We start from the raw sequence: 25,039 nt of genomic DNA on the forward strand, positions 1-25,039 counted from the left end.
ATAAATTTTATATAAGTTTAAGGAAGGAGAATTTGTATGAAGTTTTTTGGATTTAGAGGTGGGGTACATCCACCTGATAACAAAGTTCAAACAGCAACAAAAGCAACAGAGAAAATGGCATCACCAAAAATGGTATACATACCATTACAACAACACATAGGGGCTCCTTTAGATCCACTTGTAAAAGTTGGAGATACTGTTCTTAAGGGACAAAAAATAGCTGACTCAACAGCATTTATGTCTACTACTATCCACTCACCAGTTAGTGGAACAGTAAAGAAAATTGAGCAACGTGTATTCCCATTAATGGGAAAAGCTAATACAATCGTTATTGAAAATGATGGAAGAGATGAATGGTGCGAACTTGAAAAAATCGAAAATTGGCAAGAAGCATCAAAAGAGGACTTACTAAAACTTATTAGAGAAAAAGGTATAGTAGGTATAGGAGGAGCAAGCTTCCCTACTCATATTAAATTAAATCCACCAAAGGATTGTCCAATTGATACATTAGTATTAAACGGAGCAGAGTGTGAACCTTATCTAAACTCAGATAATAGACTTATGCTTGAAGATCCTATGGCTATTGTAGAAGGAATAAAAATTATTAAAAAAATACTAGGAATTGATAATGCAGTTATTGGAATAGAAGAAAATAAACCTCTTGCTATTACTAGTATGAAAAAAGCTTGTGAAGGAACAGGTATCGAAGTATTACCTCTTCACACAAAATATCCTCAAGGAGGAGAAAAACAACTTATAAAAGCAGTTCTAGATAGAGAAGTTCCATCTGGAAAATTACCTGCTTCAGTAGGAGTTGTAGTACAAAATACAGGAACAGCAGCAGCTATTTATAGAGGAGTTGTTTTAGGACAACCTTTAATTGAAAAAATAGTTACAGTTTCTGGAAAAGCTATTAAAGAGCCTAAAAACTTAAAAGTAGTAATAGGAACTCCATTCAGTGAATTATTAGATTACTGTGGAGTAGAAAGAGAAAAAATTGACAAACTTGTTATGGGTGGACCTATGATGGGTATGGCACAATTTACAGAAGAAGTTCCAGTAATAAAAGGTACTGGAGGTCTTTTAGCATTAACAAAAGAAGAAACAAACTATACTAAACCTCAAGCTTGTATTAGTTGCGGAAAATGTGTGGACGTTTGTCCAATGCATCTAGTACCATTTATGTATGCTAGATTAGCTGTAAAAGGTGAATGGGAAAACTTAGGACAATATAACTTAATGGACTGTATCGAATGTGGTTCTTGTGCTTATATTTGTCCAGCAAATAGACCATTAACTGAAGCTATAAAAATAGGAAAAGCTAAATTAAGAGCAATTAAGAAATAAGCAAGGAGGGAAATAAAGTGAACGCATATAATATGGGGCCTTCGCCTCACATAAGAACTTCAGAAACAGTTGACAAAGTAATGTTAGACGTTATAATTGCATTAGTGCCAGCACTTTTAATGGCAGTTTATGTATTTAAAACAAAAGCATTAATAGTTACTGCTGTTTCAGTTATATTCTGTATGTTAACAGAATTTGTATTTAATAAAATAAGAAAAAAAGAATGTACTTTACATGATAAAAGTGCTATTGTAACAGGACTTTTATTTGCATTTGTTATACCAGTTGATATGTCTTTACCATTCGTAGCAATTGGAGCAATAGTTTCTATCGCTTTAGGAAAAATGTTCTTTGGTGGATTAGGTTGTAATATATTTAACCCTGCATTAGTAGGAAGAGCATTTGTTCAAGCATCTTGGCCAGTAGCAATTACTACTTTCTCATTAGATGGAGTAGCAGGACCTACAATGCTAGATGCTATGAAAAGAGGACTTCCAATGTCAGAAGTACTAATTGGAGAAGGAAGTATGTATGTTCAAGCTCTAATAGGAAAAATGGGAGGATGTCTTGGAGAAACTTCTGCTATAGCTATATTATTAGGTGGAGCTTATCTAATCTATAAAAAACAAATAGATTGGAAAATGCCATTAGTAATAATCGGTACAGTAGCAGTATTTACTACATTATTAGGAGCAAAAGATCCAATAATGCAAATTATATCTGGAGGACTTTTATTAGGAGCTTTTTTTATGGCAACTGATATGGTAACAAGTCCAGTATCAACAAAAGGAAAATTAATCTATGCTTTCGGAATAGGGTTCTTAATCTCTATGATAAGAATGAAAGGTGGATATCCAGAAGGAACAGCATTCTCAATATTAATAATGAACGGTGTTGTACCTCTAATCAATAGATACACTATGCCTAAGAAATTTGGGGAGGTGAAAGCTGATGGAAAAAAATAGATTTATACATTATGGATCTGTTCTATTAATTATAGCTGCCATCTCTGCTGGAACTTTGGCAGGAGTAAACGCAATAACAAAAGGTGTTATTGCACAAAATAATATAACAGCTGCTAATAATGCAAGAACATTAGTTCTTCCACAAGCTCAATCTTTTGATGAATCTCAAGCTATACAAAAAGATGACTTCTTATTTATTCCTGGGTTTGATGGAAATAAAAAAGTTGTAGGATATGTAGTTTCAGTAAATCAAGGTGGATATGGAGGAAATATTAATTTCTCTTTAGGAATTGATTTAGCAGGAAAAGTAACAGGATTAAAAGTAATGAATCACCAAGAAACTCCAGGATTAGGAGCTAAAATAACTGGTGAAGAATGGCAAAAACTTTGGATAGGAAGAGATAAAGAATATAAATTCGATAAGAGTGTAGACGCTTTTGCGGGAGCAACAGTATCTCCAAATGCAGTTTATTCAGGAATTATAAGAACTTTATCAGCTTATGCGGAGGTGACTAAATAATGGCAAAAAGTAAAATAGGAATAGTAATAAATGGAATAATCAAAGAAAACCCTGTACTTGTGTTATTATTAGGATTATGTCCAACACTTGGAACATCTACTTCTGCAATAAACGGTATGTCAATGGGACTTGCTACAACAGCAGTTTTGATATTCTCAAATATAATTATATCAATGATTAAAAAAGCTATACCAGATAAAGTAAGAATACCAGCTTTCATCATGGTTATAGCATCTCTAGTTACAGTTGTTCAAATGTTAATGGAAGCTTATGTTCCAGATATCTATAAAGTATTAGGACTTTATATTCCATTAATCGTTGTTAACTGTATAGTTCTTGGAAGAGCAGAAAGTTTTGCCTCTAAAAATAGTGTAATAGATTCTGCATGTGACGGATTAGGATCAGGTTTAGGATTTACATTAGCTTTAACAATACTAGGAGTTATTAGAGAAATTTTAGGAAATGGTACAGTATTTAATATAACTATAGTTCCAGAATTCTGGCAACCAGCTTTAATATACATATTACCTCCTGGAGGATTTATGACAATAGCTTGTGTTATAGCTTATCAAAACTATTTAAAACAAAAGAAGGAGGCATAGTGAATGGATTTTGGAAAATTATTTAGTATAATCATAACATCTATCTTTATCCAAAACTATGTTTTCGGTAAAGTATTAGGAATTTGTCCATACATGGGAGTTTCTAAAAAAGTAGAATCTTCTATTGGAATGGGAATGGCAATAATATTCGTTATAACAATATCTTCTGGAGTTACTTGGACAGCATATGAATTTTTATTAAAACCTTTTGGACTTGAATATCTACAAACAATAATGTTTATATTAATTATTGCATCTCTAGTTCAATTTGTTGAAATGGCTATCCAAAAATTATCACCAAACCTATATAATGCTCTTGGAGTTTATCTACCATTAATCACTACTAACTGTGTTGTTCTTGGAGTTGCTATCTTAAATATTCAAGAAGGATATAACTTTATAGAAACAGTTGTAAACGGATTTGGAGCAGCAGTAGGATTTACATTAGCTCTAGTATTGTTAGCAGGAATAAGAGAAAGAATAGAATATTCTGATATCCCAGCTCCATTTAAAGGAGTACCAATTGCTTTCTTAACAGCTAGCTGTTTAGCAATGGCATTTATGGGATTCAGTGGAATGAAAATATAATTTTTTGGAGGTTATTATGAGTAGCGAAATATTACTAGCTATTGTAATTCTAGGAGTTACAGGGCTAATTATGGGATTATTCTTAGCTTTTGCCTCTAAAAAATTTGAGGTTAAAGTTGATGAAAGGGTAGAAAAAATAACTGCTTGCTTACCTGGAGCAAACTGTGGAGGATGTGGATTCCCTGGTTGTGGAGGATATGCAGATGCAGTAGTTAATAAAGGTGCTAAACTTAATATGTGTGCTCCTGGAGGACCAGCAGTAGCTGAGAAAATAGGAGAAATAATGGGTGTTAAAGTAGAAGCATCTGCTGGAGATAAGATTGTAGCTAAAGTTTTATGTCAAGGAAATCATGAGAATGTAAATAAAAAATATAATTTCAGAGGAAGTATTAAAACTTGTGCATCAGCTAACATTTATGCTGGTGGAGAAAAATCTTGTCAATATGCTTGTCTTGGATTAGGAGATTGTGTAAAAGTATGTCCTGTTAATGCTATTAAAGTAGTTAACGGAGTAGCTCAAATAGATCCAAAAATATGTGTAGCTTGTGGTGCGTGTCAAACAGCTTGTCCTAAGAATGTAATAGCTATGTTACCTGAAAAAAATATAGTAACAGTAACTTGCTCTTCTAAAGACAAAGGTGTAGATGCTAAGAAAAATTGTAAAGTTGCTTGTATAGGTTGTGGAATGTGTGCTAAAGCTTGTCCTAAAGGAGCTATCACAGTTGAAAACAATCTTGCAAAAATAGATCCAGCTAAATGTGTAAACTGTGGTCTATGTGAATTAAAATGTCCAACTCTTGCAATTGTTAATTTAAGACATCCAAGTGGACATGGAGTTAGAAAACCAAATCCAGCTCCAGCAGCTAAAAAACCAGTAGAAGCTCCAAAAGCTCCTGAAGTTAAAGCTGAAGAAAAAGTAGAAACTAAATAATATTTAGAGCAACCTACTTGGTTGCTCTTTTTATATAAAGTATAGTACTTAAAATTTCTAATATTTTTTTGAAAAGAGTTTAGAAAAAAGATTAATTTTAAATTACTAGAGGGAAAGTATAGAGAAGTTACTAAAATAAATAAAAAGATTGGTGGAAAATACTTTAAAAAATAGTATTCAAAAAAGTGAAAAAAAATCTTACATAAATTTCTAAAAACTTTCAATAAATATTTTTATTTTATTAGTAAAAAAAAACTATAAAAAAAAGCAAAAAAAATTGAAAAAAATTAAAAAAAAGCTTTGCAAATTATGGAAAATATGATATAATTCTTCAGGTGTACAAAAGAGATCATCTTTTAAATTTTAAAAATTAAAGGAGGTGTATAATGGCTAACAAGTTAAGAATCTATTTAAAAGCTTACGATCATATGTTATTAGATCAATCAGCTAAAAAAATAGCGGAAGTTGCAGAAAAATCAGGAGCTGAAATAGCTGGACCAATGCCACTACCAACAAAGATTAAAAAATACACTGTATTAAGATCAGTACATGTAAACAAAGATTCAAGAGAACAGTTTGAGATGAGAATCCATAGAAGAATGGTTGAAATCAAAAACTCTACTCAAAAAACAATATCATCATTAACAGCGGTTAACTTACCAGCTGGTGTTGGAATTGAAATTAAACAAGCGTAATTAAAAAACACAAATGGCTGATTCTCGGGTAATTTGAAAATAAGATAAGATTGAACTCAAATTATCCTTACAGAATAATACAAGTTGACGCTTTTTTTAAAGCAAGATCGTGGAACCACGAGGTCAAGTTGTCAACCAATATATTATTTGATGGAGGTATGAAACAAATGTCAGGAATTTTAGGAAAAAAAATCGGAATGACTCAAATCTTTGAAGATGGAAAGTTCGTTCCAGTAACAGTTGTAGAAGCTGGACCAAACTTTGTTCTACAAAAGAAAACAGTTGAAAATGACGGATATACTGCATTACAACTTGGTTTCGATGAGAAGAAAGAAAAAAATTCTACTAAACCTATGATGGGAATCTTCAATAAAGTTGGAGTTAAACCATTAAGATTCGTAAAAGAAGTTAAAGTTGACGCTGTAGACGGTTACGAATTAGGACAAGAAATTAAAGTTGATGTATTAAATGGTGTTGAATATGTAGACATCACTGGAACATCAAAAGGTAAAGGAACTTCTGGGGTTATGAAAAGACACGGTTTCGGTGGAAACAGAGCATCTCACGGGGTTTCAAGAAACCACAGACTAGGAGGATCTATAGGACAATCATCTTGGCCTGGAAAAGTTCTTAAAGGATTAAGAATGGCTGGACAATACGGAAACACTACTGTAACAGTTCAAAACTTAAAAGTAGTTAAATTAGATGTAGAAAACAATGTAATCTTAATAAAAGGTGCTGTACCAGGTGCTAAAAATGGTTACCTTGTAGTAAGACCAGCTATAAAGAAATAAGGTTAGTAGAAGTGAAAGGAGGAAAAAATGGCAGTTTTAAACATATATAACTTAGCAGGAGCACAAACTGGAACTGTTGAAGTTAAGGACTCTATATTTGGTATCGAACCAAACCAAGTAGTTCTTCACGAAGTTCTTACTGCAGAACTAGCAGCGGCTAGACAAGGAAGTGCTTGTACTAAGACAAGAGCTATGGTTAGAGGAGGAGGAAGAAAGCCATTTAAACAAAAAGGTACTGGTAGAGCAAGACAAGGATCAATAAGAGCTCCACATATGGTAGGTGGAGGAGTTACTTTTGGACCTATGCCTAGAAGCTATGAGAAAAAAGTTAACAAAAAAGTTAGAGTTTTAGCTCTTAAATCAGCACTTTCAGTTAAATGTGCAAACGGAGACATCGTTGTATTAGATGGTGTAGTAGAAACTCCAAAAACTAAAACAATAGTTGCATTAACAAAAGAATTAAACGCAACAACAAAACAAATGTTCGTAGTAAACGACTTAACAACAGCAAACGATTACAACTTATTCTTAGCTGCAAGAAACTTAGAAAACGCAGTTGTTTTCCAACCAAGTGAATTAGGAATTTACTGGTTATTAAAACAAAATAAAGTAATCATCACTAAAGAAGCATTAGCTACAATTGAGGAGGTGCTTGGATAGATGACAGCTTATGATATCATAAGAAAACCTCTAATCACTGAAAAAACTGAGCTTCTAAGAAGAGAGCACAACAAATATACTTTTGAAGTGAATAGAAAAGCAAACAAAATTGAAATAAAAAAAGCTGTAGAAGAAATATTCAACGTTAAAGTTGCAGAAGTAGCTACAGTAAATATCAAACCTGTAACAAAAAGACATGGTATGAAATTATACAAAACTCAAGCTAAAAAGAAAGCAATAGTTAAATTAGCTTCAGGAACAATTTCTTACTTTAAAGAAGCATAATAACGGCTAAAGATAGTTATAGGTCTCATAAAATATTCGGAGGGTTGAAGTAATGGCTATTAAAAAAATGAAACCAACAAGTGACGGAGTTAGACACATGTCAAGACTTGTTGTGCCTGAATTAAGTAAAGCAAGACCTGAAAAGTCTTTAACTGTGCCTTTAAAATCTGCATATGGATTAGATAACTATGGACACAGAACAAACGTTAATAGACAAAAAGGTCACAAAAGATTATATAGAATAATAGATTTCAAAAGAAATAAATTAGATGTACCAGCAACTGTTAAATCAATTGAATACGATCCAAACAGAACTGCAAACATCGCATTATTATACTACGCAGATGGAGCTAAAGCATACATATTAGCACCTAAAGGTTTAAAAGTTGGAGACGTTGTAATGAACGGAGCTAACGCTGAAATAAAACCAGGAAATGCGTTAAAATTAAAAGATATGCCAGTTGGAGCACAAATTCACAACATCGAGTTACAAGTAGGAAGAGGAGGACAATTAGTTAGATCTGCTGGAACAGCTGCAAGACTTGTTGCAAAAGAAGGAACTTACTGTCACATCGAATTACCTTCAGGAGAACTTAGATTAGTACACGGTGAATGTACAGCTACTATTGGTGAAGTAGGAAATGCTGAGCACAACCTAGTTTCAATCGGAAAAGCAGGAAGAAATAGACTTATGGGAAGAAGACCTCACGTTAGAGGATCTGCAATGAACCCTTGTGATCACCCTCACGGAGGAGGAGAAGGAAAAGCTACTGTAGGTAGAAAATCACCATTAACTCCTTGGGGAAAACCAGCACTTGGTGTTAAAACAAGAGGTAAAAAAGTATCTGATAAGTTTATCGTAAGAAGAAGAAACGAGAAGTAATTTCGAGAGGAGGTAACATAGGTTATGGCAAGATCACTTAGAAAAGGACCTTTTTGTGATCATCACTTAATGAAAAAGGTTGAAGACGCTAAGGCAACTAATAACTTAAAAGCAGTTATAAAAACTTGGTCAAGAAGATCAACAATATTCCCTAACTTCATAGGATTAACATTTGGAGTTTATAACGGAAAAAAACATATACCAGTATATGTAACAGAACAAATGGTTGGACATAAATTAGGAGAATTTGCACCTACAAGAACTTACCACGGACATACAAAAGGTAAATAAGAATAACTTAGTGGGTATGAAATTATAGATTTATAGATTATAAAAAAGAGGAGGAGAAACTAGTGGAAGTAAAAGCAAGTACTAGATTCGTGAGAATGTCTCCAAGAAAAGCTAGATTAGTAGCTGACTTAGTGAGAGGAAAATCAGCTCTAGAAGCACTAGATATATTAGAATTTACAAATAAAAAAGCAGCTAGAATTATAAAGAAAACTTTACAATCAGCAATAGCTAATGCAACACACAATGCAAAACTAGATGATGAAAAATTAGTTATATCTACAATAATGATCAATGATGGACCAGCTCTTAAGAGAATGAGTCCTAGAGCAATGGGAAGAGCAGATATAATAAGAAAACCAACAGCACACGTTATCGTTGGTGTATCTGAGAAGTAGTTTATTAAGGAGGTTAACACTGTGGGACAAAAAGTAGACCCTAGAGGATTAAGACTTGGAATAACAAGATCTTGGGACTCTAACTGGTATGCAGATAAAAAGGAATATGTTAAATATTTCCACGAAGATGTAAAAATCAGAGAGTTCGTAAAGAAAAATTATTTCCATGCTGGGATATCAAAAGTTAATATAGAAAGAACATCACCTTCACAAGTTGTAGTAATAATCCACGCTGCAAAAGCAGGAATTGTTATCGGAAGAAAAGGTGCTGAAATAGAAGAATTAAGAGTAAAATTAGAAGCTTTAACTGGTAAAAAAGTATTAGTTAAAGTATTAGAAGTTAAAAACTTCAATAGAGATGCTGTATTAGTAGCAGAAAATATAGCTGGATCAATCGAAAGAAGGGTAGCTTACAAAAGAGCTGCTAACCAAGCTGTAATGAGAGCTATGAAATCTGGAGCAAAAGGAATCAAAGTTATGATTTCTGGAAGATTAAATGGTGCAGAAATCGCCAGAGCTGAATGGATGGTTGAAGGAAAAGTTCCTTTACATACATTAAGAGCTGACATCGATTATGCAACTGCAACAGCTCATACTACATACGGAGCATTAGGAATAAAAGTATGGATATTTAACGGAGAAGTACTTCCTACTAAGAAAGAAGGAGGGGAAGCGTAATTATGTTAATGCCTAAAAGAACAAAACATAGAAAAATGTTTAGAGGAAGAATGAAAGGTTCTGCTCAAAGAGGAAACACTGTAGCATTTGGAGATTACGGATTACAAGCTTTAGAACCTGCTTGGATAACAAACAGACAAATCGAAGCATGTAGAGTTGGAATCAACAGAACATTCAAAAGAGAAGGAAAAACATTTATAAGAATATTCCCAGATAAACCAATCACATCTAGACCAGCTGGAGTGAGAATGGGAAAAGGTAAAGGAGCAGTTGAAGGTTGGGTTTGCGTTGTTAAACCTGGAAGAGTAATGTTTGAAGTTTCTGGAGTATCAGAAGAATTAGCATTAGCAGCTTTAAGAAAAGCTTCTATGAAATTACCTATTAGATGTAAAATAGTTAAGAAAGAGAATGGCGGTGAGAATTAATGAAAGCTAAAGATCTAAGAGAAATGTCTAGCGAAGACTTAGTAGTTAAGTGTAAAGAACTTAAAGAAGAATTATTCAATCTAAAATTTCAACTTTCATTAGGACAATTAACTAACACTGCTAGAATCAGAGAAGTTAGAAGAGAAATTGCTAGAATGAATACAATTTTAAATGAAAGATAAGATTTTTAAATAGATAATTCTTGGAAATAGGAGGTCAAAACCTTGAGAAACGATAGAAAAGTAAGAGAAGGTGTAGTTGTTTCTGACAAAATGGACAAAACAATAGTTGTTTCAATAGCTACTATGGTTTTACACCCAATATACAAAAAAAGAGTTAAGAAAACAACAAAATTTAAAGCTCACGATGAGAACAATGTAGCTCAAGTTGGTGATAGAGTAAGAATAATGGAAACTAGACCATTATCTAGAGATAAAAGATGGAGATTAGTTGAAGTTTTAGAAAGAGCAAAATAATCCAATAATTTTGGAAGGAGGATATTTTAATGGTACAACAACAAACTATCCTTAATGTTGCAGACAACTCAGGTGCTAAAAAGATAATGGTTATCAGAGTACTTGGTGGAACTAAAAAAAGATTTGGAAGAATCGGAGACATAGTTGTAGCATCAGTAAAGGAAGCAATACCTGGTGGTAACGTTAAAAAAGGTGACGTAGTTAAAGCTGTCATCGTTAGAACAAGAAAAGAATCAAGAAGAGAAGACGGATCATATATAAAATTTGATGATAACGCAGGAGTTATAATCAACAACAACAATGAACCAAAAGCAACAAGAATTTTCGGACCTGTTGCAAGAGAATTAAGAGCTAAAAACTTTATGAAAATAGTATCTCTTGCTCCAGAAGTAATATAGAGAGGAGGCTAATACTGTGGCTAAACCTAAAGTGAAATTTGTTCCAGCATCATTACACGTAAAAACTGGAGATACAGTTTATGTAATATCTGGTAAAGATAAAGGAAAAACAGGAAAAGTGTTAAAAGTATTCCCTAAAAAAGGAAAAGTAGTAGTTGAGGGAGTAAATATAGTTACTAAGAACTTAAAACCATCTCAAGTAAACCCACAAGGTGGAGTTGTAACTAAACCTGCTCCATTATTCTCATCAAAAGTTATGTTATTTGATGCGAAAGCAGGAAAACCAACAAGAGTTGGATATAAAGTTGTAGATGGAAAAAAAGTTAGATACTCAAAAGTGTCTGGTGAAGTTCTATAAGAAGGGAGGATATCGTAAGTGTCTAAATATGTTTCTAGATATCATAAATTATTTGATGAAGTAATCAAAGAAAATTTAATGAAAGAGTTAGCATTACAAAACATAATGGAATGCCCTACTCTAGAGAAAATAGTAGTAAATATGGGAGTTGGAGAAGCAACTCAAAACGCTAAATTAATGGACGCAGCAATGAATGATTTAGCAATCATAACTGGACAAAAACCAGTTGAAAGAAGAGCTAAAAAATCAGAAGCTGGATTTAAATTAAGAGAAAACCAAGCAATCGGTGCAAAAGTTACTTTAAGAAAGGAAAGAATGTATGACTTCCTTGATAGATTAATAAACGTTGTACTTCCAAGAGTTAGAGACTTTGAAGGAGTTCCTACAAATTCTTTTGACGGAAGAGGAAATTACTCTTTAGGATTAAGAGATCAATTAGTTTTCCCTGAAATCGAATTTGATAAAGTTGATAAATTACAAGGTATGTCTATCACAATAGTATCTTCTGCTAAAACTGATGAAGAAGGAAGAGCTTTACTTAAGGCTTTCGGAATGCCTTTTAAAAAGTAATTGGTAAGGAGGATAAGGAATGGCTAAAAAGTCAATGATCGCTAGAGATGTTAAAAGAGCGGCACTATGTGATAAATACGCAGCTAAAAGAGCTGAATTAAAGAAAAGAGTGCTAGAAGGAGATACTGAAGCAATGTTTGAATTAAACAAATTACCAGTAAACTCTTCAGCTGTTAGACAAAAAAATAGATGTCAAATCGATGGAAGACCAAGAGGATTCATGAGAGAATTCGGAATTTCAAGAGTTAAATTTAGACAATTAGCAGGTGCAGGATTAATTCCTGGTGTTAAAAAATCATCTTGGTAAAATTTAGACCATTGATAAGGAAGGAGGATTAACTAAATGTTTTTAACAGATCCAATCGCAGATATGTTAACAAGAATCAGAAATGCTAACTCAGTTATGCACGAAAAAGTTGATGTTCCATACTCTAACTTAAAACTTACATTAGCTAAGATTTTAAAAGACGAAGGATATATCGCAAACTACAAAGTTATAACTGATGAAAATATAAAAAATATAAGAATATACTTAAAATACGAAGGAAAAGAAAGAGTAATTAAAGGATTAAAAAGAATATCTAAACCAGGTAGAAGAGTATACGCTCAAGTAGATGAATTACCTAGAGTTCTTTCAGGTTTAGGAATTGCAATCGTATCTACTTCAAAAGGAATTGTTACTGATAGAGTAGCAAGAAAAGAGAATGTAGGTGGAGAAATCCTTGCATTCGTATGGTAATTAAACTAGGAGGTGTCCATTAATGTCAAGAATAGGTAAGAAACCTATAGTGGTACCTGCTGGGGTTACAGTTACAGTAGAAGGAAACAAAGCTACTGTAAAAGGACCTAAAGGTACTTTAGTAAAAGAATTCAATAAAGATATAACAATTAGATTAGAAGGAAACGAAATCATCGTTGAAAGACCAAACGATGAAATTGAAATGAGAGCTTTACACGGAACTACAAGAGCTTTACTACACAACATGGTTGTTGGAGTAAGCGAAGGATTTAAAAAAGTTTTAAATCTAGTAGGGGTTGGATATAGAGCAGCAGTTCAAGGAAAAGGATTAGAATTATCTTTAGGATATTCACATCCAGTTAAAATAGATCCAGTTGAAAATATAACTTTCGCAGTAGAAAAAAATACAACTATAATAGTTGAAGGAATTGAAAAAGATGTAGTTGGACAAGTAGCAGCTAACATCAGATCAAAAAGAGCTCCAGAGCCTTATAAAGGAAAAGGAGTTAAATATGCTGATGAAGTTATCAGAAGAAAAGAAGGTAAGAAATCATAGGATATAGCTCAAAAAGGAGGTAAGTGAGTTGTTTAAGAAAGTAGATAGACAAGCTGTTAGAGAAAGAAAACACTTATCAATCAGAAACAAAATTTCTGGTACAGCAGAAAGACCAAGACTTTCTATATATAGATCAAACACTAACATGTTTGCTCAATTAGTAGATGACGTTAATGGAGTAACTTTAGTTTCTGCATCAACTATAGATAAAGAATTAAAAGGAACATTAGCAAACGGTGGAAACATAGAAGCAGCTAAAGCAGTAGGAAAATTATTAGCTGAAAGAGCTGTAGCAAAAAATATAAAAGAAATCGTATTCGATAGATCAGGATATGTATATACAGGAAGAGTATCTGCACTTGCTGAAGCAGCAAGAGAAAACGGATTAAGCTTCTAATTTTATTAGAGAGGAGGACTTCACTTGTCTAAGGTTATAGAAAATAGAGAAGAAAAAGAATTTGAAGAAAAACTATTAAAAATTTCTAGAGTTTCTAAGACAACTAAAGGGGGAAGAACAATATCTTTCTCAGTTCTAGCTGCTGTTGGAAACAAAGAAGGAAAAATAGGAATTGGATTAGGAAAAGCAAATGGTGTACCAGATGCTATAAGAAAGGCTGTAGCTGCTGCTAAGAAAAATATGATAAATGTTTCTCTTAAAGGTAGAACTATACCTCATGAAATAGAAGGAAGATGGGGAGCAACAACTATATGGATGTCACCTGCATATGAAGGAACTGGAGTTATTTCTGGATCTTCTTGTAGAGAAATCCTTGAATTAGTTGGAGTTCATAACATATTAACAAAAATCAAAGGTTCTAAAAATAAACATAACGTTGCTAGAGCAACTATTGAAGGTTTAAGATTATTAAGAACTGCTGAAGAAGTAGCAGCTTTAAGAGGAAAAACTGTTAAGGAAATCTTAAGCTAGGAGGTTTAGAGAAGAATGGCAAAGGTTAGAATAAGACTTGCAAAAAGTATAATAGGGAGAAAGCCTAACCATATAGCAACTGTAAAGTCGCTAGGGCTTAAGAAAATGAATAGTGTAGTAGAACACGAACTTACTCCTGAAATTAAAGGGAAAATAGCATTAGTTTCTTACTTACTAGATGTAGAGGAGGTGCAATAATCAATGAAATTAAACGAATTACAACCTTCTGTACCTAGAAAAGCTAGAAAAAGAGTTGGAAGAGGAGAATCTTCAGGATGGGGAAAAACTTGTGGTAAAGGAAGCAACGGACAAAAATCAAGATCTGGAGCTGGATTAAAACCTGGTTTTGAAGGTGGGCAAATGCCTATCATCAGAAGAACTCCAAAAAGAGGATTCAGTAACTATCCATTCAAAAAAGAATATGCTATCATTAATTTAGATACATTAAATAGATTTGAAGAAGGAACAGTAGTAACTCCTGAAATCTTATTAGAAACTGGATTAGTTAAAAAATTATATGACGGAGTTAAAGTTTTAGGAAACGGAGCTTTAGATAAAAAAGTATCTGTAGAAGCTCACAAAGTTTCTAAATCTGCTCAAAAAGCTATTGAAGAAAAAGGTGGAACAGTAGAAATCATCGAAGTTAAAACTTTTGCTGATGTAGCAAAAAACAATAAATAGTTGTTTAAATAAAAGCGAGGTGAAAAACTTTGACTTTAATGGAAAGCTTTAACACAAAGTTAAGAGGAATTATGAAAATTCCTGAGCTAAAATCAAGAATTGTTTTTACCTTGTTAATGTTCTTAGTTGCTAGAGTGGGGACTTTTATCCCTGCTCCGGGAATTGACATTGATAGATTATCAGCAATGACAGCTCAAAATGATCTTTTAGGTTTTATCAATATGTTTTCGGGTGGAGCTTTTCAAAGAATTTCTATTTTTGCCTTAGGTATTGTTCCATATATCAATGCTTCCATAGTATTTAGTTTACTTGCTGTTATTATTCCTAAGATTGAAGAGATTCAAAAAGAGGGAGAATCAGGAAGAAATAGAATAAATCAATGGACTAGATATGTAACAATACTTATTGCTGTTATGCAGGGAATAGGAGTTTGTGTATGGCTTACATCTGCAGGACTAGTTATAGAACCTGGTTTTAGATTTATGCTTGTAACTATCACAATACTTACAGCAGGAACTGTGTTCTTGATGTGGGTTGGAGAACAAATATCAGTTAATGGAATAGGAAATGGAGTTTCTTTATTAATATTTTTAAATATTATCTCAAGAGGACCTTCAAGTGTTGTTCAAACAATACAATTAATGAAGGGAAGTAAATTTATAATACCTGTTCTTGCTGCAGTAGCAATAGCAGCTGTATTATCAGTTGCAGGAATTGTATTATTCCAATTGGGACAAAGAAAAATACCAGTTCACTATGTTGGAAAAGGATTTGGTGTTAGAGGAGGAGTTGCTCAAAACTCATATATTCCTTTAAAACTAAATACTTCAGGGGTTATGCCAGTAATCTTTGCATCAGTAATGATGATGATACCTTCATTACTAATCAGATCGTTACCAGCAACATTCCCTTATAGAGATTATATGATGTTATTATTTGATCAAAAGCACCCTGTTTATATGGTTCTTTATGCAGGAATAATAATTTTCTTCTCATTCTTCTATACTGCTATAATGTTTGATCCAGAGAGAGTTGCAGATAACTTAAAACAAGGTGGGGGAACAATCCCTGGAATAAGACCTGGAGAAGAAACAGTTGAGTATTTAGAAGGTGTTGTTACAAGAATAACTTGGGGAGGAGCAATCTTCCTAGCAGCTATCGCTATCTTACCGATGGCAATATTTACAGCATTAGGACTTCCAGTTTTCTTCGGAGGAACAGGAATAATAATCGTTGTTGGAGTTGCTTTAGACACTGTACAACAAATCGATGCTCATTTAGTTATGAAAGAATATAAAGGATTTCTATAATAAAGATAACACAGCTTTCCTGTGTTATTTTTATTTATGACAAAAAATATATGGCTACTCTTTGAAAGTATGTTTATATATAAATATATTATTTATGGAGGAATTAATGGAGAATTTAGAATTAAAAGCAAAATTTGATGAGATGCTTAAGTATGATGAAAAAAATAAAAATATAACTGTGGCAGTAGCAATGAGTGGTGGAGTTGATAGTTCAGTAACAGCTTATCTACTTCAAAAGCAAGGATATAAAATTTTTGGTGTAACAATGAAAACTACTGAAGAAGGTATTGATGAAGATGCTAGAAAAGTATGTGATGATTTAGGGATAGAACATTATATATTAGATATTTCAAAGGAATTTAAAAATAAAGTAGTAGATTATTTTGTAGATGAATATCTGAAAGGAAGAACTCCTAATCCGTGTGTAGTATGTAATAAATACATAAAAATGGGAGAATTGATAGATTTTGCTATTGAAAAAGGTGCTGATTTTATGGCAACAGGTCATTATTCTAATGTAGAAGACGGACTTCTAAAAATAGGAGAGGATTTATCAAAAGATCAAGTATATTTTTTATCTCAAGCAAATAAAGAGAGAGTAAAAAAATTGATGTTTCCATTAGGAAAATTACCAAAATCAGAGGTAAGAGAGTTAGGAAAATATCTTGGTGTAAGAGTTTATGAGAAAAAGGATTCACAAGAGATATGTTTCGTAGAAGATGGAAAATTAGAAGAATTTCTATTTGAAGCAACAAAAGGAAAAATAGCTAAAAAAGGAAACTTTGTTGATAAGAATGGAAAAATTTTGGGGCAACATATGGGACTTGGATTTTATACTGTAGGTCAGAGAAAAGGGCTTGGAATATCAGGTACAGCTCCATATTATGTAATTAATTTTAACAAAGAAAAAAATGAGATTATTTTGGGAAGCAATGAAGATTTATTTAGAGAATATCTTATTGCAAATGAAATAAATCTTTTTAAATATAATAGTTTAAAAGAAATTGATGGAATGGAATTTTTTGCAAAGACAAGATCAAGAGATAAGTTTCATCTATGTAAAGTAGATGTTTTATCAAATGATGAAATAAAAGTTAATTTTATTGATGAGAAAGTAAGAGCAATAACTCCAGGTCAGATAGTGGCTCTTTATGATAATGAGCATAGAGTTATTGTAAGTGGATTTATAAAAAATTAATATTGAAATAAATTTGGGAGTGTATTATTACACTCTCTTTTTTATTTTACATAATTTTTACATAAAAGTATAATTGTTTTAACAATTGTGTATTAAAATGTAAAGAAAATGGAGGTAGATATGAAAGAGGATTTAAAAGAGGAAAAAATTTTATTAACAACAAGAATACATAGTGTAAATAAAAAAGTAAGAGAAAGTTTAATGGAGGAGATTTCTCCCTTTGAAAAAAAATTTAAAAATATGACTCAAGATATAAGAGATAGAGTTGTAAAAATCGCTACAATGGCTGATGAAGAATATACAATGATTCCTATACAAGGAAGTGGAACTTATGCAGTTGAATCAGTTATAGGGACAATGATAGGGGAAGATGAGAAAGTTTTTGTAATTTCCAACGGGTTAAACGGAGATAGAATAGGAAAAATCTGTGGAAGATTAAAAGTAAATTATACAATGTATAGAGGAAGTAAAGAAAGAGCTATTGACTTAGAAAGCATAGAAAATATTTTAAAAAATAATGAAGATATAACTCATATAGCAATGGCTCATTGTGAAACTTCATCAGGGATATTAAATTCATTGGAAGCTATAAGTGAACTAGCTAGAAAATATAAAAAGTCTTTAATCCTAGATGCAACAGCAACATTTGGAGGAATGGAATTTGATGTTGCAAAATATAGAGTAGATTTTCTAATAGCCACTCCTAATGAATGTTTAGAGGGGATAGCAGGCTTTGCTTTTGTTGTAGCAAGAGTTGAATTATTAATGAAAAGAAAAGAGAAAGCACATTCTTATTCATTAGATATGTATGATCAATGGGAATATATAGAAAAAACAAACGGTTTATGGAGATTCACTCCTCCTGTTCAAGCAGTAAAAGCTTTTTCAGTGGCTTTGGACAAACTAGAAAAAGAGGGTGGAATAAAAGTAAGAGAAAAAAGATACAATAGAAATTATAATACTTTAAAGAATGGAATGAAAAAATTAGGTTTTGACTTTTTAGTTCCAGAAGAAAGTCAATCACCGTTTTTATTATCATTTACACTTCCTAAAAAAATAGATTATAATTTTGAAAAATTATATAAAGAATTAAAAGAAGATGGATTTATAATAGATAGAGATGAACTTATAGAAAATCATATTTTTAGAATCGGTGTAGTGGGAGATATAGATTCAGAATCTATAGAAAAATTTCTAAAAAATTTAAAAAAAATAGTTTAGTCTTTTAGAAAAATTATTTGTTTTCTTTGAAAATGAATAGTTTTTTTTGATTTATAAAAAATTGTTGACAAAATTGATATAATATGGTAAAATCTCTGAAGTGGAGAGCTATCCTAATTGGTAAGGAATCGGTCTTGAAAACCGACGCCGTAAGGCTTTAGAGTTCGAGTCTCTAGTTCTCCGCCAGTGGTGAAATGGCAGAGCTGGCCGAATGCGCTCCCCTGCTAAGGGAGTGTACCAGCTAAAACTGGTACCGAGAGTTCAAATCTCTCTTTCACCGCCATTTTGATATCAAGGGTAGTGATACTACCTTTTTTTATTATAAGTACTCGTAGCTCAATTGGATAGAGCACTTGACTACGGATCAGGGTGTTGGGGGTTCGATTCCTCTCGAGTACGCCATTTTTAGATATCAAAGGTTGTAGAAATGCAACCTTTTTTATTTATTCTTAGGTATTTTTAATATTGCAAAAGCAATTTAAATAACAAAATTTTTAAGGAGGGAAAATGAAAAAGATTATTAAAAAGTTTTTAGGTTTTGCTATGTTCTCACTTACTTTTATCACAGCAAGTGCTGAGGAGTTTAAAGGACAGATAATGTTTAATGGATCATCATCATTAGCTCCAGTTATTTCAAAAATATCTACAGATTTTATAGAGGGATATGTAACTTGGGATGAGGTAAATCCAGAATTTCCTAAAAAAAATATAGCTATATATGTGTCTGCTGGTGGTTCTGGAGCAGGAGTTAAAAGTGTAATAGAGGGTGTAAGTGATTTTGGTATGGTTGCTAGACTTGTAAAGGATAGCGAAAAAGCTAAAATAAAAGATTACAAAGAATTTGTTGTAGCATCAGATGCTCTTACAATTTCAGTTAACAGAGAAAACCCTATATTAAAATATCAAAAAGATATATCTAGTGAAACTCTTAAAAAAATATTCTCTGGAGAATATAAATATTGGAGTGATGTAGACTCAAGACTTGATAAAAAAGAAATTGTTGTAGTTACTAGAGATTTTGGTGGAGGAGCTCATGAGGTTTTCCAAAAATCTGTAATGGGAAAAACAGATGTTAAAGCCGATGCTATTCAAGCACCATCAATGGGAGCTTTAGCAACTAAAATAGTTGAAAATAAATATGCTATTGGTTATGCTTCATTTGGAATGTATAATCAAAATAAAGATAAAATAGAAGCTTTTGCAGTTGATGGAGTAGAACCAACTGTTGAAAATATTTTATCTAATGCTTATAAAATTCAAAGACCTCTTTTATTTATGAAGAGTGGAGAATTAACACCACAAGAAAAAGCTTTTGTTGATTATGTATTCTCAGAAAAAGGAATGGAAGCAGTAAGTAAAAGTGGATATATTCCAGTTAAATAGTTAGATAATTTTTTAGGGCTGAGTTATCAGCCCTTTTTTAAGATAAGGTGATTATTTTTGGATTGGAAAAAATTAGATAAATTTTTTGAATGTTTTACAAAGGGAGTTACTTTTTTTTCATTTTTTATTTTGAGTTTTATAATAATCTTTATAGTAAAAGAGAGTTTGTCACTTTTTAAAGAGATTGGAGTTATTGATTTTATTTTTGGAAAAAGATGGTATCCTTCATCATATAGCAATCCAGCTATGGGAATATTTAATATAATTTTAGCAACAATTTATATTTCAATCTTAAGTATAGTGATTGCTTTTCCAGTAGGTTTAGGTTGCAGTATATTTTTGTCTTGTGTGCTCAAAGAAAAAACAAAAAATATTTTAAAGCCCTATATAGATATTTTAGCAGGAATACCGTCAGTTATTTATGGATTTTTGGGACTTATTATAGTTGTTAAATTTTTTGAAATATTGGGACGTCCTTCTGGAGAAAGTGTTTTATCAGGAGGAATAGTTTTGAGTATAATGGTTTTACCTTTTATGATAGATGTTTGTCAAGAAACTATGACAAGAATAAGAAAAAAATATGAAAATTCGTCAAAAAGTTTGGGGATTTCAAGATGGTATATGATAAGTGAATTGATAGTCCCTGCATCTAAAAAAGCGATGATTGTAAGTATAATTTTAGGGCTTGGTCGTGCTTTAGGCGAAACTATGGCTGTTATGATGGTGATAGGAAATGCTCCAATATTTCCAAAACTTTTTGGTAAGGCTCAGACAATTTCATCTCTTATAGCTCTTGAAATGGGAATGGCTGAGGTAGGAAGTGTTCATTACAGTGGTTTATTTGCATCAGGTCTTTGTCTTATGATAATGATACTTTTAATAAATTTTTCAGTGGAGTTTATTAAAAATAGATATTTAGGTGATGAAGTATGAGAAAAAAAGAGACATTTTATAGAGGTTTAACTTATATAAGCGGAGCTTTAGTATTTTTTCTTGTTGGATTTTTATTTTTATATATTTTTTTCAAAGGTTACAAAGTTATAAATCTAAATTTTTTATTAGATGTTCCTCAAGGAATGGTTTTAGGACAAGAGGGTGGAATTGCCCCTGCAATAATAGGAAGTTTTTTATCAACTTTTATAGCTTGTGGAGTAGCTGGATTTTTTGGAATTTTTACAAGTATATATCTGGTTTTTTATGAAAAAAATCAAAAGAAAATAAAAATTATTCAAAGTATTATAAAATGTATTGGAGGAATTCCATCAATAGTTTTTGGATTATTTGGTTATACTCTTTTTACTATTTATTTTGGATTTGGGAAATCTATTATTTCTGGAGGCTTAACTTTGGGAGTAATGATATTTCCAGTTGTGGAGATAAGAATTGAAAAATCTCTAAGGGAGATAGATGAAAATATTTTAAAGGCATCTTATTCAATGGGAGTTTCAAAATTTTATACAATTTATAAAATAGGAATCCCATATTGTCTGAAAGAGATAATGGCAAGCATTCTACTTGGATATAATTATGCTATTGGGGCAACGGCTCCTATAATGTTTTGTATGGCTGTTATAAATTCTCCAATAGCTTTTGATATAAAAAAACCTGCAATGTCCTTGTCATATCATCTTTATACTCTTATGACCCAAGGAATTTCTATGAAGATGGCATATGGAACAGCTTTTATTTTATTAGCTTTGATTGTAGTAGTAACAATAATATTTCAAATTTTATTAAGGAAGAGAGATGAATAAAATGGATAAAATTTTGGAAGTGAAAAATTTTTCAGTAAGTTATGATGATAAAAAAATTCTTAAAAATATTAATATGTATATAGATAGAAATAAAATAACTGCAATAATAGGTCCAAGTGGTTGTGGAAAATCAACTTTTTTAAAGAGTTTGAATCTGATGATAACCGAAGAAAAAGGAGCTAAAACTTTTGGAGATATATTTTTTGAGGGAAAAAATATAAAAGATTTTGAAGTTGAAAATTTAAGAAAAAATATTGGGTTAGTTTTTCAAACTCCTACACCATTTCCATTTTCTATTTATAAAAATATGACTTATGCTCCTATATATTATGGAATAAAAAATAAAAATCAATTGGATAATTTGGTAAAAGAAAAACTAAAACTTGCTGGACTTTATGATGAAATAAAAGATGAAATAAATAAATCAGCTCTCTCATTAAGCGGAGGACAACAACAAAGACTTTGTATAGCAAGGGAACTTACAGTTGAACCAGAAGTTTTACTTTTAGATGAGCCTTGTTCAGCTCTCGATATTCAAAATACAATAAAGATTGAAGAGATGCTAAAGAATTTATCTAAAAACTATACTATTATAATAGTAACTCACAATCTAGCACAAGCCAAAAGAATAGCAGATAAGACAGCTTTTTTCTTTGATGGAGAGTTGGTAGAATATGAAGATACAGAAAAAATATTTTCAAATCCTAGAGATGAAAAAACTAAAAAATATATAAATGGAATATTTGGATAAAATAAAAGTTGCTGTGATTATTGAAATGAAATAATCGTAGCAATTTTTTATTTACTTAGATTTTACAGAATATAAATAATAAATTAACATCTGTTTTATATAATTTGCTCGAAAGTAAAAGTTTAAGGAGGAGATTTATGATAAGCAGAAAAAAAATAATGTTAATGGCAATGTCATTAATGGCAGTTTCAAGTTTTGCACAAGCAAAATATGTATTTTACTTTATAGGTGACGGAATGGGAGCTGGTCAAAGACAAATTTCAGAAGAGTACAAGAAAAATGTTTTGAAAAAAGATGGAAAACTTTTATTAAACTCTTTACCAGCAACAGCAATAACAACAACATACTCAGCAGATACATTAATCACAGACTCAGCAGCAGCAGGTACAGCTTTAGCAACAGGACATAAAACAAACAACGGATATATTGCAAAAGATACAAAAGGAAATAATTTAAAAACTTTACTTGAAATAGCTCAAGATAAAGGAATGTCAACAGGGCTTGTAACAACTACAAGAATAACTCACGCAACTCCAGCTGTTTTTGCATCTCATAATATAGACAGAGATGATGAAAATGGAATAGCAGAAGATTATGTAAAAAGTAACGTAGATTATTTTGCTGGTGGAGGATATAGACACTTTGCAGCTAAAGGTGGAGAACTTTCTAGTAAAAGAAAAGATGGAAGAGATTTAATAAAAGAATTTCAAGATAAAGGATATAAAACTTTTATAGGAGAAAAATCAACACAAGATTTTGAAAAATGGGCTCCAAAAGCTGGAGAAAAAGCTTTTGCAGCATTTAAAGCATCTCATATGCCATACACAGTAGATGATATTCAAGAAACTTTACCTACTTTAAAAGAAATGACAGCAAAAGGAATTGATTTATTATCTCAAGATAAAGATGGATTCTTTATGATGGTAGAGGGAGGAAGAATAGACCACGCATCTCATGCTCAAGACGCTGTTGGAACTATTTATGATACATTAGCTTTTGATGATGCTATAAAAACAGCTTATGAATTTTATGAAAAACACCCTCAAGATACATTAATAGTAGTAGCAGCTGACCATGAAACAGGTGGAATGGGACTTGGATTTGGAAATAACTATTTCTTAAAATTAGATGAATTAAAAAATGTAAAAGTTTCTATCGAAGATACTCTTCAAAAAGCATATACTGGAAACAGAGATGAATACTTTAAATATATAGCTGAAAATATGGGACTTACAACTTTAACTTCTGATGAAAAACAAAAAATAGAACAAGCAATGGATTTAGAAGATAAAGACAAAGATGCAAGTAAAAACTTTGGTGGATATAGCCCAACTTCTATAGCAGTGGCTCATATAATTTCTGAAAGAGCTGGAATGCAATGGACATCTTATGCTCATACAGCAGTTCAAGTACCTTTAGCAACTATTGGAGAGGGAGCAGACAAATTTGTAGGATTTAAAGATAATACAGAAGTTGCAAAACTTATTGCTGAAAGTATGGGAGCAAAAATAAAATAGATATTTTATAGGATTTAGGAGAAAAATTTTGAAAAAGATAGTAATAATCCTCATAACTATCTTCCTTGCCCTTTTAGTTTGCCATGCAGAATTAAAAGGGCATATTTTTAATAAAGAAGTTATAGGAAAAGTTTTGAGTGTAGATAATGAAAATACAATAGTACAAGGAATATCAAAAATAGGAAGTCAAAGAATAGAAGTTAAAATTTTGACTGGAGAGCAAAAAGGAAAAGTTTTAGAGAGAAATAATCTTTTAAGTGGAAGTATGGAGTATGATGAATTTTATGAAACTGGGGATAAAGTTCTTATGACAACTTTTGAAGATGATGGAAAATTAGTTGGAAAAGTTTTATCACTTTTAAGATTGGATAAAATAATAATTCTGGGATTTATTTTTATTTCACTTTTGCTTGTTTATGCTAGAAGTATAGGACTAAAATCACTTTTATCATTTATTGGAAGTGTTGCAATAATTTGGAATTTTCTTATACCAGCTCTAAAAAATGGAGAAAATGTATTTTTAATCACTGTGGCGACTTTGATATTTTTATCGGGATTAATAATATTTTTGGTAGCTGGATTTACTAAAAAAGGTTTCACAGCTTTTCTCGGGACAATGTCGGGACTTTTTGTAACAGCTCTTTTGACTTTTTTATTCGGTGGAACTTTTAAAATAGATGGAATGAATCAGCCCTTTGCTCAGAGTGTTTTGTTTGCAAGTTCAATGAGAATAAATATTTTAGATATTTTCTACTCAGCTATTGTCATAGGAGCAAGTGGGGCAGCGATGGATATTGCAATGGATATGGCAGCTACAATAGAGGAACTGAAATATCATAATCTAACATTAACTAGAAGACAACTTATAAAATCTGGTTTTAATGTTGGAAGATCAGTTATAGGAACAATGACAACAACTTTACTTCTTGCATATTCTGGTGGATTTTTAACTTTGATGATTTTATTTTTGGAAAGAGATACAACATTACTTCAGATACTTAATATGAAAATAGTTACTTCTGAAATTATAAAAATAATAATTGGTAGTATTGGACTTACAGTTGTGGCACCAATGACAACTTATATAGGTTCTTATATATACTCTTTAAATTAAAAATAAGGTAGCGACCACTACCTTAT

36 protein-coding genes and 3 tRNA genes are annotated in these 25,039 nt (G+C 31.6%); all 39 read left to right on the top strand.

The window, feature by feature from the left end; all coding sequences use genetic code 11:
- The first annotated feature begins 36 nt into the window (after window positions 1–36).
- Window positions 37–1,347: an electron transport complex subunit RsxC gene (rsxC, locus tag I6E15_RS00420; protein ID WP_235243388.1), complete on the top strand. Its 1,311-nt coding sequence runs from the start codon at window positions 37–39 to the stop codon at window positions 1,345–1,347.
- A gap of 32 nt (window positions 1,348–1,379) precedes the next feature.
- Complete coding sequence (locus tag I6E15_RS00425; RefSeq protein WP_235243425.1) at window positions 1,380–2,312, top strand: RnfABCDGE type electron transport complex subunit D; 933 nt, start codon at window positions 1,380–1,382, stop codon at window positions 2,310–2,312.
- The gene (locus I6E15_RS00430; protein WP_235243390.1) at window positions 2,299–2,832 is read left to right on the top strand and encodes an RnfABCDGE type electron transport complex subunit G; all 534 of its coding nucleotides are present in this window, start codon (window positions 2,299–2,301) and stop codon (window positions 2,830–2,832) included. The genes I6E15_RS00425 and I6E15_RS00430 overlap by 14 nt, the downstream gene beginning before the upstream one ends.
- Window positions 2,832–3,434 carry an electron transport complex subunit RsxE gene (gene rsxE / locus I6E15_RS00435; protein WP_177160438.1) on the top strand — a complete coding sequence of 201 codons (603 nt, stop codon included), beginning with the start codon at window positions 2,832–2,834 and terminating at the stop codon, window positions 3,432–3,434. Before I6E15_RS00430 ends, rsxE begins: the two co-directional genes overlap by 1 nt.
- Window positions 3,435–3,437: 3 nt before the next feature.
- Complete coding sequence (gene rsxA, locus I6E15_RS00440) at window positions 3,438–4,022, top strand: electron transport complex subunit RsxA (RefSeq protein ID WP_177160437.1); 585 nt, start codon at window positions 3,438–3,440, stop codon at window positions 4,020–4,022.
- A gap of 16 nt (window positions 4,023–4,038) precedes the next feature.
- The gene (locus I6E15_RS00445) at window positions 4,039–4,953 is read left to right on the top strand and encodes an RnfABCDGE type electron transport complex subunit B (protein ID WP_235243391.1); all 915 of its coding nucleotides are present in this window, start codon (window positions 4,039–4,041) and stop codon (window positions 4,951–4,953) included.
- A 383-nt stretch (window positions 4,954–5,336) separates the two neighbouring features.
- Complete coding sequence (gene rpsJ / locus I6E15_RS00450) at window positions 5,337–5,648, top strand: 30S ribosomal protein S10 (RefSeq protein WP_177160469.1); 312 nt, start codon at window positions 5,337–5,339, stop codon at window positions 5,646–5,648.
- Between the two features lie 167 nt (window positions 5,649–5,815).
- On the top strand, window positions 5,816–6,442 hold the full coding sequence (gene rplC / locus I6E15_RS00455; RefSeq protein WP_177160468.1) for a 50S ribosomal protein L3: 627 nt from the start codon (window positions 5,816–5,818) through the stop codon (window positions 6,440–6,442).
- 27 nt (window positions 6,443–6,469) lie between these two features.
- Window positions 6,470–7,102: a 50S ribosomal protein L4 gene (rplD, locus tag I6E15_RS00460; protein ID WP_177160435.1), complete on the top strand. Its 633-nt coding sequence runs from the start codon at window positions 6,470–6,472 to the stop codon at window positions 7,100–7,102.
- Window positions 7,103–7,387, top strand: a complete 285-nt coding sequence (rplW, locus tag I6E15_RS00465) for a 50S ribosomal protein L23 (protein ID WP_027128132.1) — start codon at window positions 7,103–7,105, stop codon at window positions 7,385–7,387.
- Between the two features lie 52 nt (window positions 7,388–7,439).
- Window positions 7,440–8,270, top strand: a complete 831-nt coding sequence (gene rplB / locus I6E15_RS00470; RefSeq protein WP_177160433.1) for a 50S ribosomal protein L2 — start codon at window positions 7,440–7,442, stop codon at window positions 8,268–8,270.
- Window positions 8,271–8,294: 24 nt separating this feature from the next.
- Window positions 8,295–8,561 carry a 30S ribosomal protein S19 gene (gene rpsS, locus I6E15_RS00475; RefSeq protein WP_177160432.1) on the top strand — a complete coding sequence of 89 codons (267 nt, stop codon included), beginning with the start codon at window positions 8,295–8,297 and terminating at the stop codon, window positions 8,559–8,561.
- 62 nt (window positions 8,562–8,623) lie between these two features.
- On the top strand, window positions 8,624–8,956 hold the full coding sequence (rplV, locus tag I6E15_RS00480; protein WP_177160431.1) for a 50S ribosomal protein L22: 333 nt from the start codon (window positions 8,624–8,626) through the stop codon (window positions 8,954–8,956).
- Window positions 8,957–8,977: 21 nt separating this feature from the next.
- Window positions 8,978–9,634, top strand: a complete 657-nt coding sequence (gene rpsC, locus I6E15_RS00485) for a 30S ribosomal protein S3 (protein ID WP_177160430.1) — start codon at window positions 8,978–8,980, stop codon at window positions 9,632–9,634.
- Between the two features lie 2 nt (window positions 9,635–9,636).
- Window positions 9,637–10,059 (top strand): 50S ribosomal protein L16, encoded by a 423-nt coding sequence (gene rplP, locus I6E15_RS00490; protein ID WP_177160429.1) that lies wholly within the window; start codon window positions 9,637–9,639, stop codon window positions 10,057–10,059.
- A complete protein-coding gene (gene rpmC / locus I6E15_RS00495) occupies window positions 10,059–10,241 on the top strand; it encodes a 50S ribosomal protein L29 (RefSeq protein ID WP_177160428.1) in 183 nt (60 codons plus the stop codon). The genes rplP and rpmC overlap by 1 nt, the downstream gene beginning before the upstream one ends.
- A 42-nt stretch (window positions 10,242–10,283) precedes the next feature.
- Window positions 10,284–10,535: a 30S ribosomal protein S17 gene (gene rpsQ, locus I6E15_RS00500; protein ID WP_177160427.1), complete on the top strand. Its 252-nt coding sequence runs from the start codon at window positions 10,284–10,286 to the stop codon at window positions 10,533–10,535.
- A gap of 29 nt (window positions 10,536–10,564) precedes the next feature.
- The gene (gene rplN, locus I6E15_RS00505) at window positions 10,565–10,933 is read left to right on the top strand and encodes a 50S ribosomal protein L14 (RefSeq protein ID WP_177160426.1); all 369 of its coding nucleotides are present in this window, start codon (window positions 10,565–10,567) and stop codon (window positions 10,931–10,933) included.
- A 16-nt stretch (window positions 10,934–10,949) separates the two neighbouring features.
- The gene (rplX, locus tag I6E15_RS00510; RefSeq protein ID WP_177160425.1) at window positions 10,950–11,291 is read left to right on the top strand and encodes a 50S ribosomal protein L24; all 342 of its coding nucleotides are present in this window, start codon (window positions 10,950–10,952) and stop codon (window positions 11,289–11,291) included.
- 18 nt (window positions 11,292–11,309) lie between these two features.
- Window positions 11,310–11,861, top strand: coding sequence for a 50S ribosomal protein L5 (gene rplE, locus I6E15_RS00515; protein WP_177160424.1), 552 nt, complete (start codon window positions 11,310–11,312; stop codon window positions 11,859–11,861).
- Between the two features lie 19 nt (window positions 11,862–11,880).
- Window positions 11,881–12,168, top strand: a complete 288-nt coding sequence (rpsN, locus tag I6E15_RS00520) for a 30S ribosomal protein S14 (protein WP_027128121.1) — start codon at window positions 11,881–11,883, stop codon at window positions 12,166–12,168.
- Window positions 12,169–12,204: 36 nt separating this feature from the next.
- Entirely contained in the window at window positions 12,205–12,600 is a 396-nt protein-coding gene (rpsH, locus tag I6E15_RS00525; RefSeq protein WP_177160423.1) for a 30S ribosomal protein S8, read from the top strand.
- A gap of 22 nt (window positions 12,601–12,622) precedes the next feature.
- Entirely contained in the window at window positions 12,623–13,156 is a 534-nt protein-coding gene (rplF, locus tag I6E15_RS00530; protein WP_177160422.1) for a 50S ribosomal protein L6, read from the top strand.
- Window positions 13,157–13,184: 28 nt separating this feature from the next.
- A complete protein-coding gene (rplR, locus tag I6E15_RS00535; RefSeq protein WP_177160421.1) occupies window positions 13,185–13,553 on the top strand; it encodes a 50S ribosomal protein L18 in 369 nt (122 codons plus the stop codon).
- A gap of 24 nt (window positions 13,554–13,577) precedes the next feature.
- Entirely contained in the window at window positions 13,578–14,084 is a 507-nt protein-coding gene (rpsE, locus tag I6E15_RS00540) for a 30S ribosomal protein S5 (protein WP_177160420.1), read from the top strand.
- A 15-nt stretch (window positions 14,085–14,099) separates the two neighbouring features.
- Window positions 14,100–14,282 (top strand): 50S ribosomal protein L30, encoded by a 183-nt coding sequence (rpmD, locus tag I6E15_RS00545; protein ID WP_177160419.1) that lies wholly within the window; start codon window positions 14,100–14,102, stop codon window positions 14,280–14,282.
- Between the two features lie 3 nt (window positions 14,283–14,285).
- The gene (rplO, locus tag I6E15_RS00550; protein WP_177160418.1) at window positions 14,286–14,765 is read left to right on the top strand and encodes a 50S ribosomal protein L15; all 480 of its coding nucleotides are present in this window, start codon (window positions 14,286–14,288) and stop codon (window positions 14,763–14,765) included.
- 29 nt (window positions 14,766–14,794) lie between these two features.
- Complete coding sequence (gene secY / locus I6E15_RS00555; RefSeq protein ID WP_177160417.1) at window positions 14,795–16,075, top strand: preprotein translocase subunit SecY; 1,281 nt, start codon at window positions 14,795–14,797, stop codon at window positions 16,073–16,075.
- 106 nt (window positions 16,076–16,181) lie between these two features.
- On the top strand, window positions 16,182–17,273 hold the full coding sequence (mnmA, locus tag I6E15_RS00560) for a tRNA 2-thiouridine(34) synthase MnmA (protein WP_235243393.1): 1,092 nt from the start codon (window positions 16,182–16,184) through the stop codon (window positions 17,271–17,273).
- Window positions 17,274–17,393: 120 nt separating this feature from the next.
- Entirely contained in the window at window positions 17,394–18,494 is a 1,101-nt protein-coding gene (locus tag I6E15_RS00565) for a 2-aminoethylphosphonate--pyruvate transaminase (RefSeq protein ID WP_235243395.1), read from the top strand.
- A 102-nt stretch (window positions 18,495–18,596) separates the two neighbouring features.
- Window positions 18,597–18,680, top strand: a tRNA-Ser gene (locus I6E15_RS00570).
- Between the two features lie 2 nt (window positions 18,681–18,682).
- Window positions 18,683–18,777, top strand: a tRNA-Ser gene (locus I6E15_RS00575).
- A gap of 42 nt (window positions 18,778–18,819) precedes the next feature.
- Window positions 18,820–18,896: transfer RNA gene (locus I6E15_RS00580), tRNA-Arg, on the top strand.
- 105 nt (window positions 18,897–19,001) lie between these two features.
- Window positions 19,002–19,877, top strand: coding sequence for a phosphate ABC transporter substrate-binding protein (locus tag I6E15_RS00585; protein WP_235243397.1), 876 nt, complete (start codon window positions 19,002–19,004; stop codon window positions 19,875–19,877).
- Between the two features lie 57 nt (window positions 19,878–19,934).
- Window positions 19,935–20,810, top strand: a complete 876-nt coding sequence (gene pstC, locus I6E15_RS00590) for a phosphate ABC transporter permease subunit PstC (RefSeq protein WP_235243398.1) — start codon at window positions 19,935–19,937, stop codon at window positions 20,808–20,810.
- Window positions 20,807–21,631, top strand: coding sequence for a PstA family ABC transporter permease (locus I6E15_RS00595; RefSeq protein WP_235243400.1), 825 nt, complete (start codon window positions 20,807–20,809; stop codon window positions 21,629–21,631). The genes pstC and I6E15_RS00595 overlap by 4 nt, the downstream gene beginning before the upstream one ends.
- Window positions 21,624–22,382 carry a phosphate ABC transporter ATP-binding protein PstB gene (pstB, locus tag I6E15_RS00600; protein WP_235243402.1) on the top strand — a complete coding sequence of 253 codons (759 nt, stop codon included), beginning with the start codon at window positions 21,624–21,626 and terminating at the stop codon, window positions 22,380–22,382. The genes I6E15_RS00595 and pstB overlap by 8 nt, the downstream gene beginning before the upstream one ends.
- Window positions 22,383–22,519: 137 nt before the next feature.
- Window positions 22,520–23,899 (top strand): alkaline phosphatase, encoded by a 1,380-nt coding sequence (locus I6E15_RS00605; RefSeq protein ID WP_235243404.1) that lies wholly within the window; start codon window positions 22,520–22,522, stop codon window positions 23,897–23,899.
- A gap of 28 nt (window positions 23,900–23,927) precedes the next feature.
- The gene (locus tag I6E15_RS00610; protein WP_235243405.1) at window positions 23,928–25,013 is read left to right on the top strand and encodes a YibE/F family protein; all 1,086 of its coding nucleotides are present in this window, start codon (window positions 23,928–23,930) and stop codon (window positions 25,011–25,013) included.
- The last annotated feature ends 26 nt before the right edge of the window (window positions 25,014–25,039 follow it).

Source organism: Fusobacterium perfoetens, from assembly GCF_021531475.1.
GTDB lineage: Bacteria > Fusobacteriota > Fusobacteriia > Fusobacteriales > Fusobacteriaceae > Fusobacterium_B.

Bases quoted from the DNA above. Each gene is read 5' to 3' on its own strand.
- rsxC (WP_235243388.1), top strand. From the start codon at position 37: ATGAAGTTTTTTGGATTTAGAGGTGGGGTACATCCACCTGATAACAAA.
- I6E15_RS00425 (WP_235243425.1), top strand. From the start codon at position 1,380: ATGGGGCCTTCGCCTCACATAAGAACTTCAGAAACAGTTGACAAAGTA.
- I6E15_RS00430 (WP_235243390.1), top strand. From the start codon at position 2,299: ATGGAAAAAAATAGATTTATACATTATGGATCTGTTCTATTAATTATA.
- rsxE (WP_177160438.1), top strand. From the start codon at position 2,832: ATGGCAAAAAGTAAAATAGGAATAGTAATAAATGGAATAATCAAAGAA.
- rsxA (WP_177160437.1), top strand. From the start codon at position 3,438: ATGGATTTTGGAAAATTATTTAGTATAATCATAACATCTATCTTTATC.
- I6E15_RS00445 (WP_235243391.1), top strand. From the start codon at position 4,039: ATGAGTAGCGAAATATTACTAGCTATTGTAATTCTAGGAGTTACAGGG.
- rplC (WP_177160468.1), top strand. From the start codon at position 5,816: ATGTCAGGAATTTTAGGAAAAAAAATCGGAATGACTCAAATCTTTGAA.
- rplD (WP_177160435.1), top strand. From the start codon at position 6,470: ATGGCAGTTTTAAACATATATAACTTAGCAGGAGCACAAACTGGAACT.
- rplW (WP_027128132.1), top strand. From the start codon at position 7,103: ATGACAGCTTATGATATCATAAGAAAACCTCTAATCACTGAAAAAACT.
- rplB (WP_177160433.1), top strand. From the start codon at position 7,440: ATGGCTATTAAAAAAATGAAACCAACAAGTGACGGAGTTAGACACATG.
- rpsS (WP_177160432.1), top strand. From the start codon at position 8,295: ATGGCAAGATCACTTAGAAAAGGACCTTTTTGTGATCATCACTTAATG.
- rplP (WP_177160429.1), top strand. From the start codon at position 9,637: ATGTTAATGCCTAAAAGAACAAAACATAGAAAAATGTTTAGAGGAAGA.
- rpmC (WP_177160428.1), top strand. From the start codon at position 10,059: ATGAAAGCTAAAGATCTAAGAGAAATGTCTAGCGAAGACTTAGTAGTT.
- rplN (WP_177160426.1), top strand. From the start codon at position 10,565: ATGGTACAACAACAAACTATCCTTAATGTTGCAGACAACTCAGGTGCT.
- rpsN (WP_027128121.1), top strand. From the start codon at position 11,881: ATGGCTAAAAAGTCAATGATCGCTAGAGATGTTAAAAGAGCGGCACTA.
- rpsH (WP_177160423.1), top strand. From the start codon at position 12,205: ATGTTTTTAACAGATCCAATCGCAGATATGTTAACAAGAATCAGAAAT.
- rplF (WP_177160422.1), top strand. From the start codon at position 12,623: ATGTCAAGAATAGGTAAGAAACCTATAGTGGTACCTGCTGGGGTTACA.
- rpmD (WP_177160419.1), top strand. From the start codon at position 14,100: ATGGCAAAGGTTAGAATAAGACTTGCAAAAAGTATAATAGGGAGAAAG.
- rplO (WP_177160418.1), top strand. From the start codon at position 14,286: ATGAAATTAAACGAATTACAACCTTCTGTACCTAGAAAAGCTAGAAAA.
- mnmA (WP_235243393.1), top strand. From the start codon at position 16,182: ATGGAGAATTTAGAATTAAAAGCAAAATTTGATGAGATGCTTAAGTAT.
- I6E15_RS00565 (WP_235243395.1), top strand. From the start codon at position 17,394: ATGAAAGAGGATTTAAAAGAGGAAAAAATTTTATTAACAACAAGAATA.
- I6E15_RS00585 (WP_235243397.1), top strand. From the start codon at position 19,002: ATGAAAAAGATTATTAAAAAGTTTTTAGGTTTTGCTATGTTCTCACTT.
- I6E15_RS00595 (WP_235243400.1), top strand. From the start codon at position 20,807: ATGAGAAAAAAAGAGACATTTTATAGAGGTTTAACTTATATAAGCGGA.
- pstB (WP_235243402.1), top strand. From the start codon at position 21,624: ATGAATAAAATGGATAAAATTTTGGAAGTGAAAAATTTTTCAGTAAGT.
- I6E15_RS00605 (WP_235243404.1), top strand. From the start codon at position 22,520: ATGATAAGCAGAAAAAAAATAATGTTAATGGCAATGTCATTAATGGCA.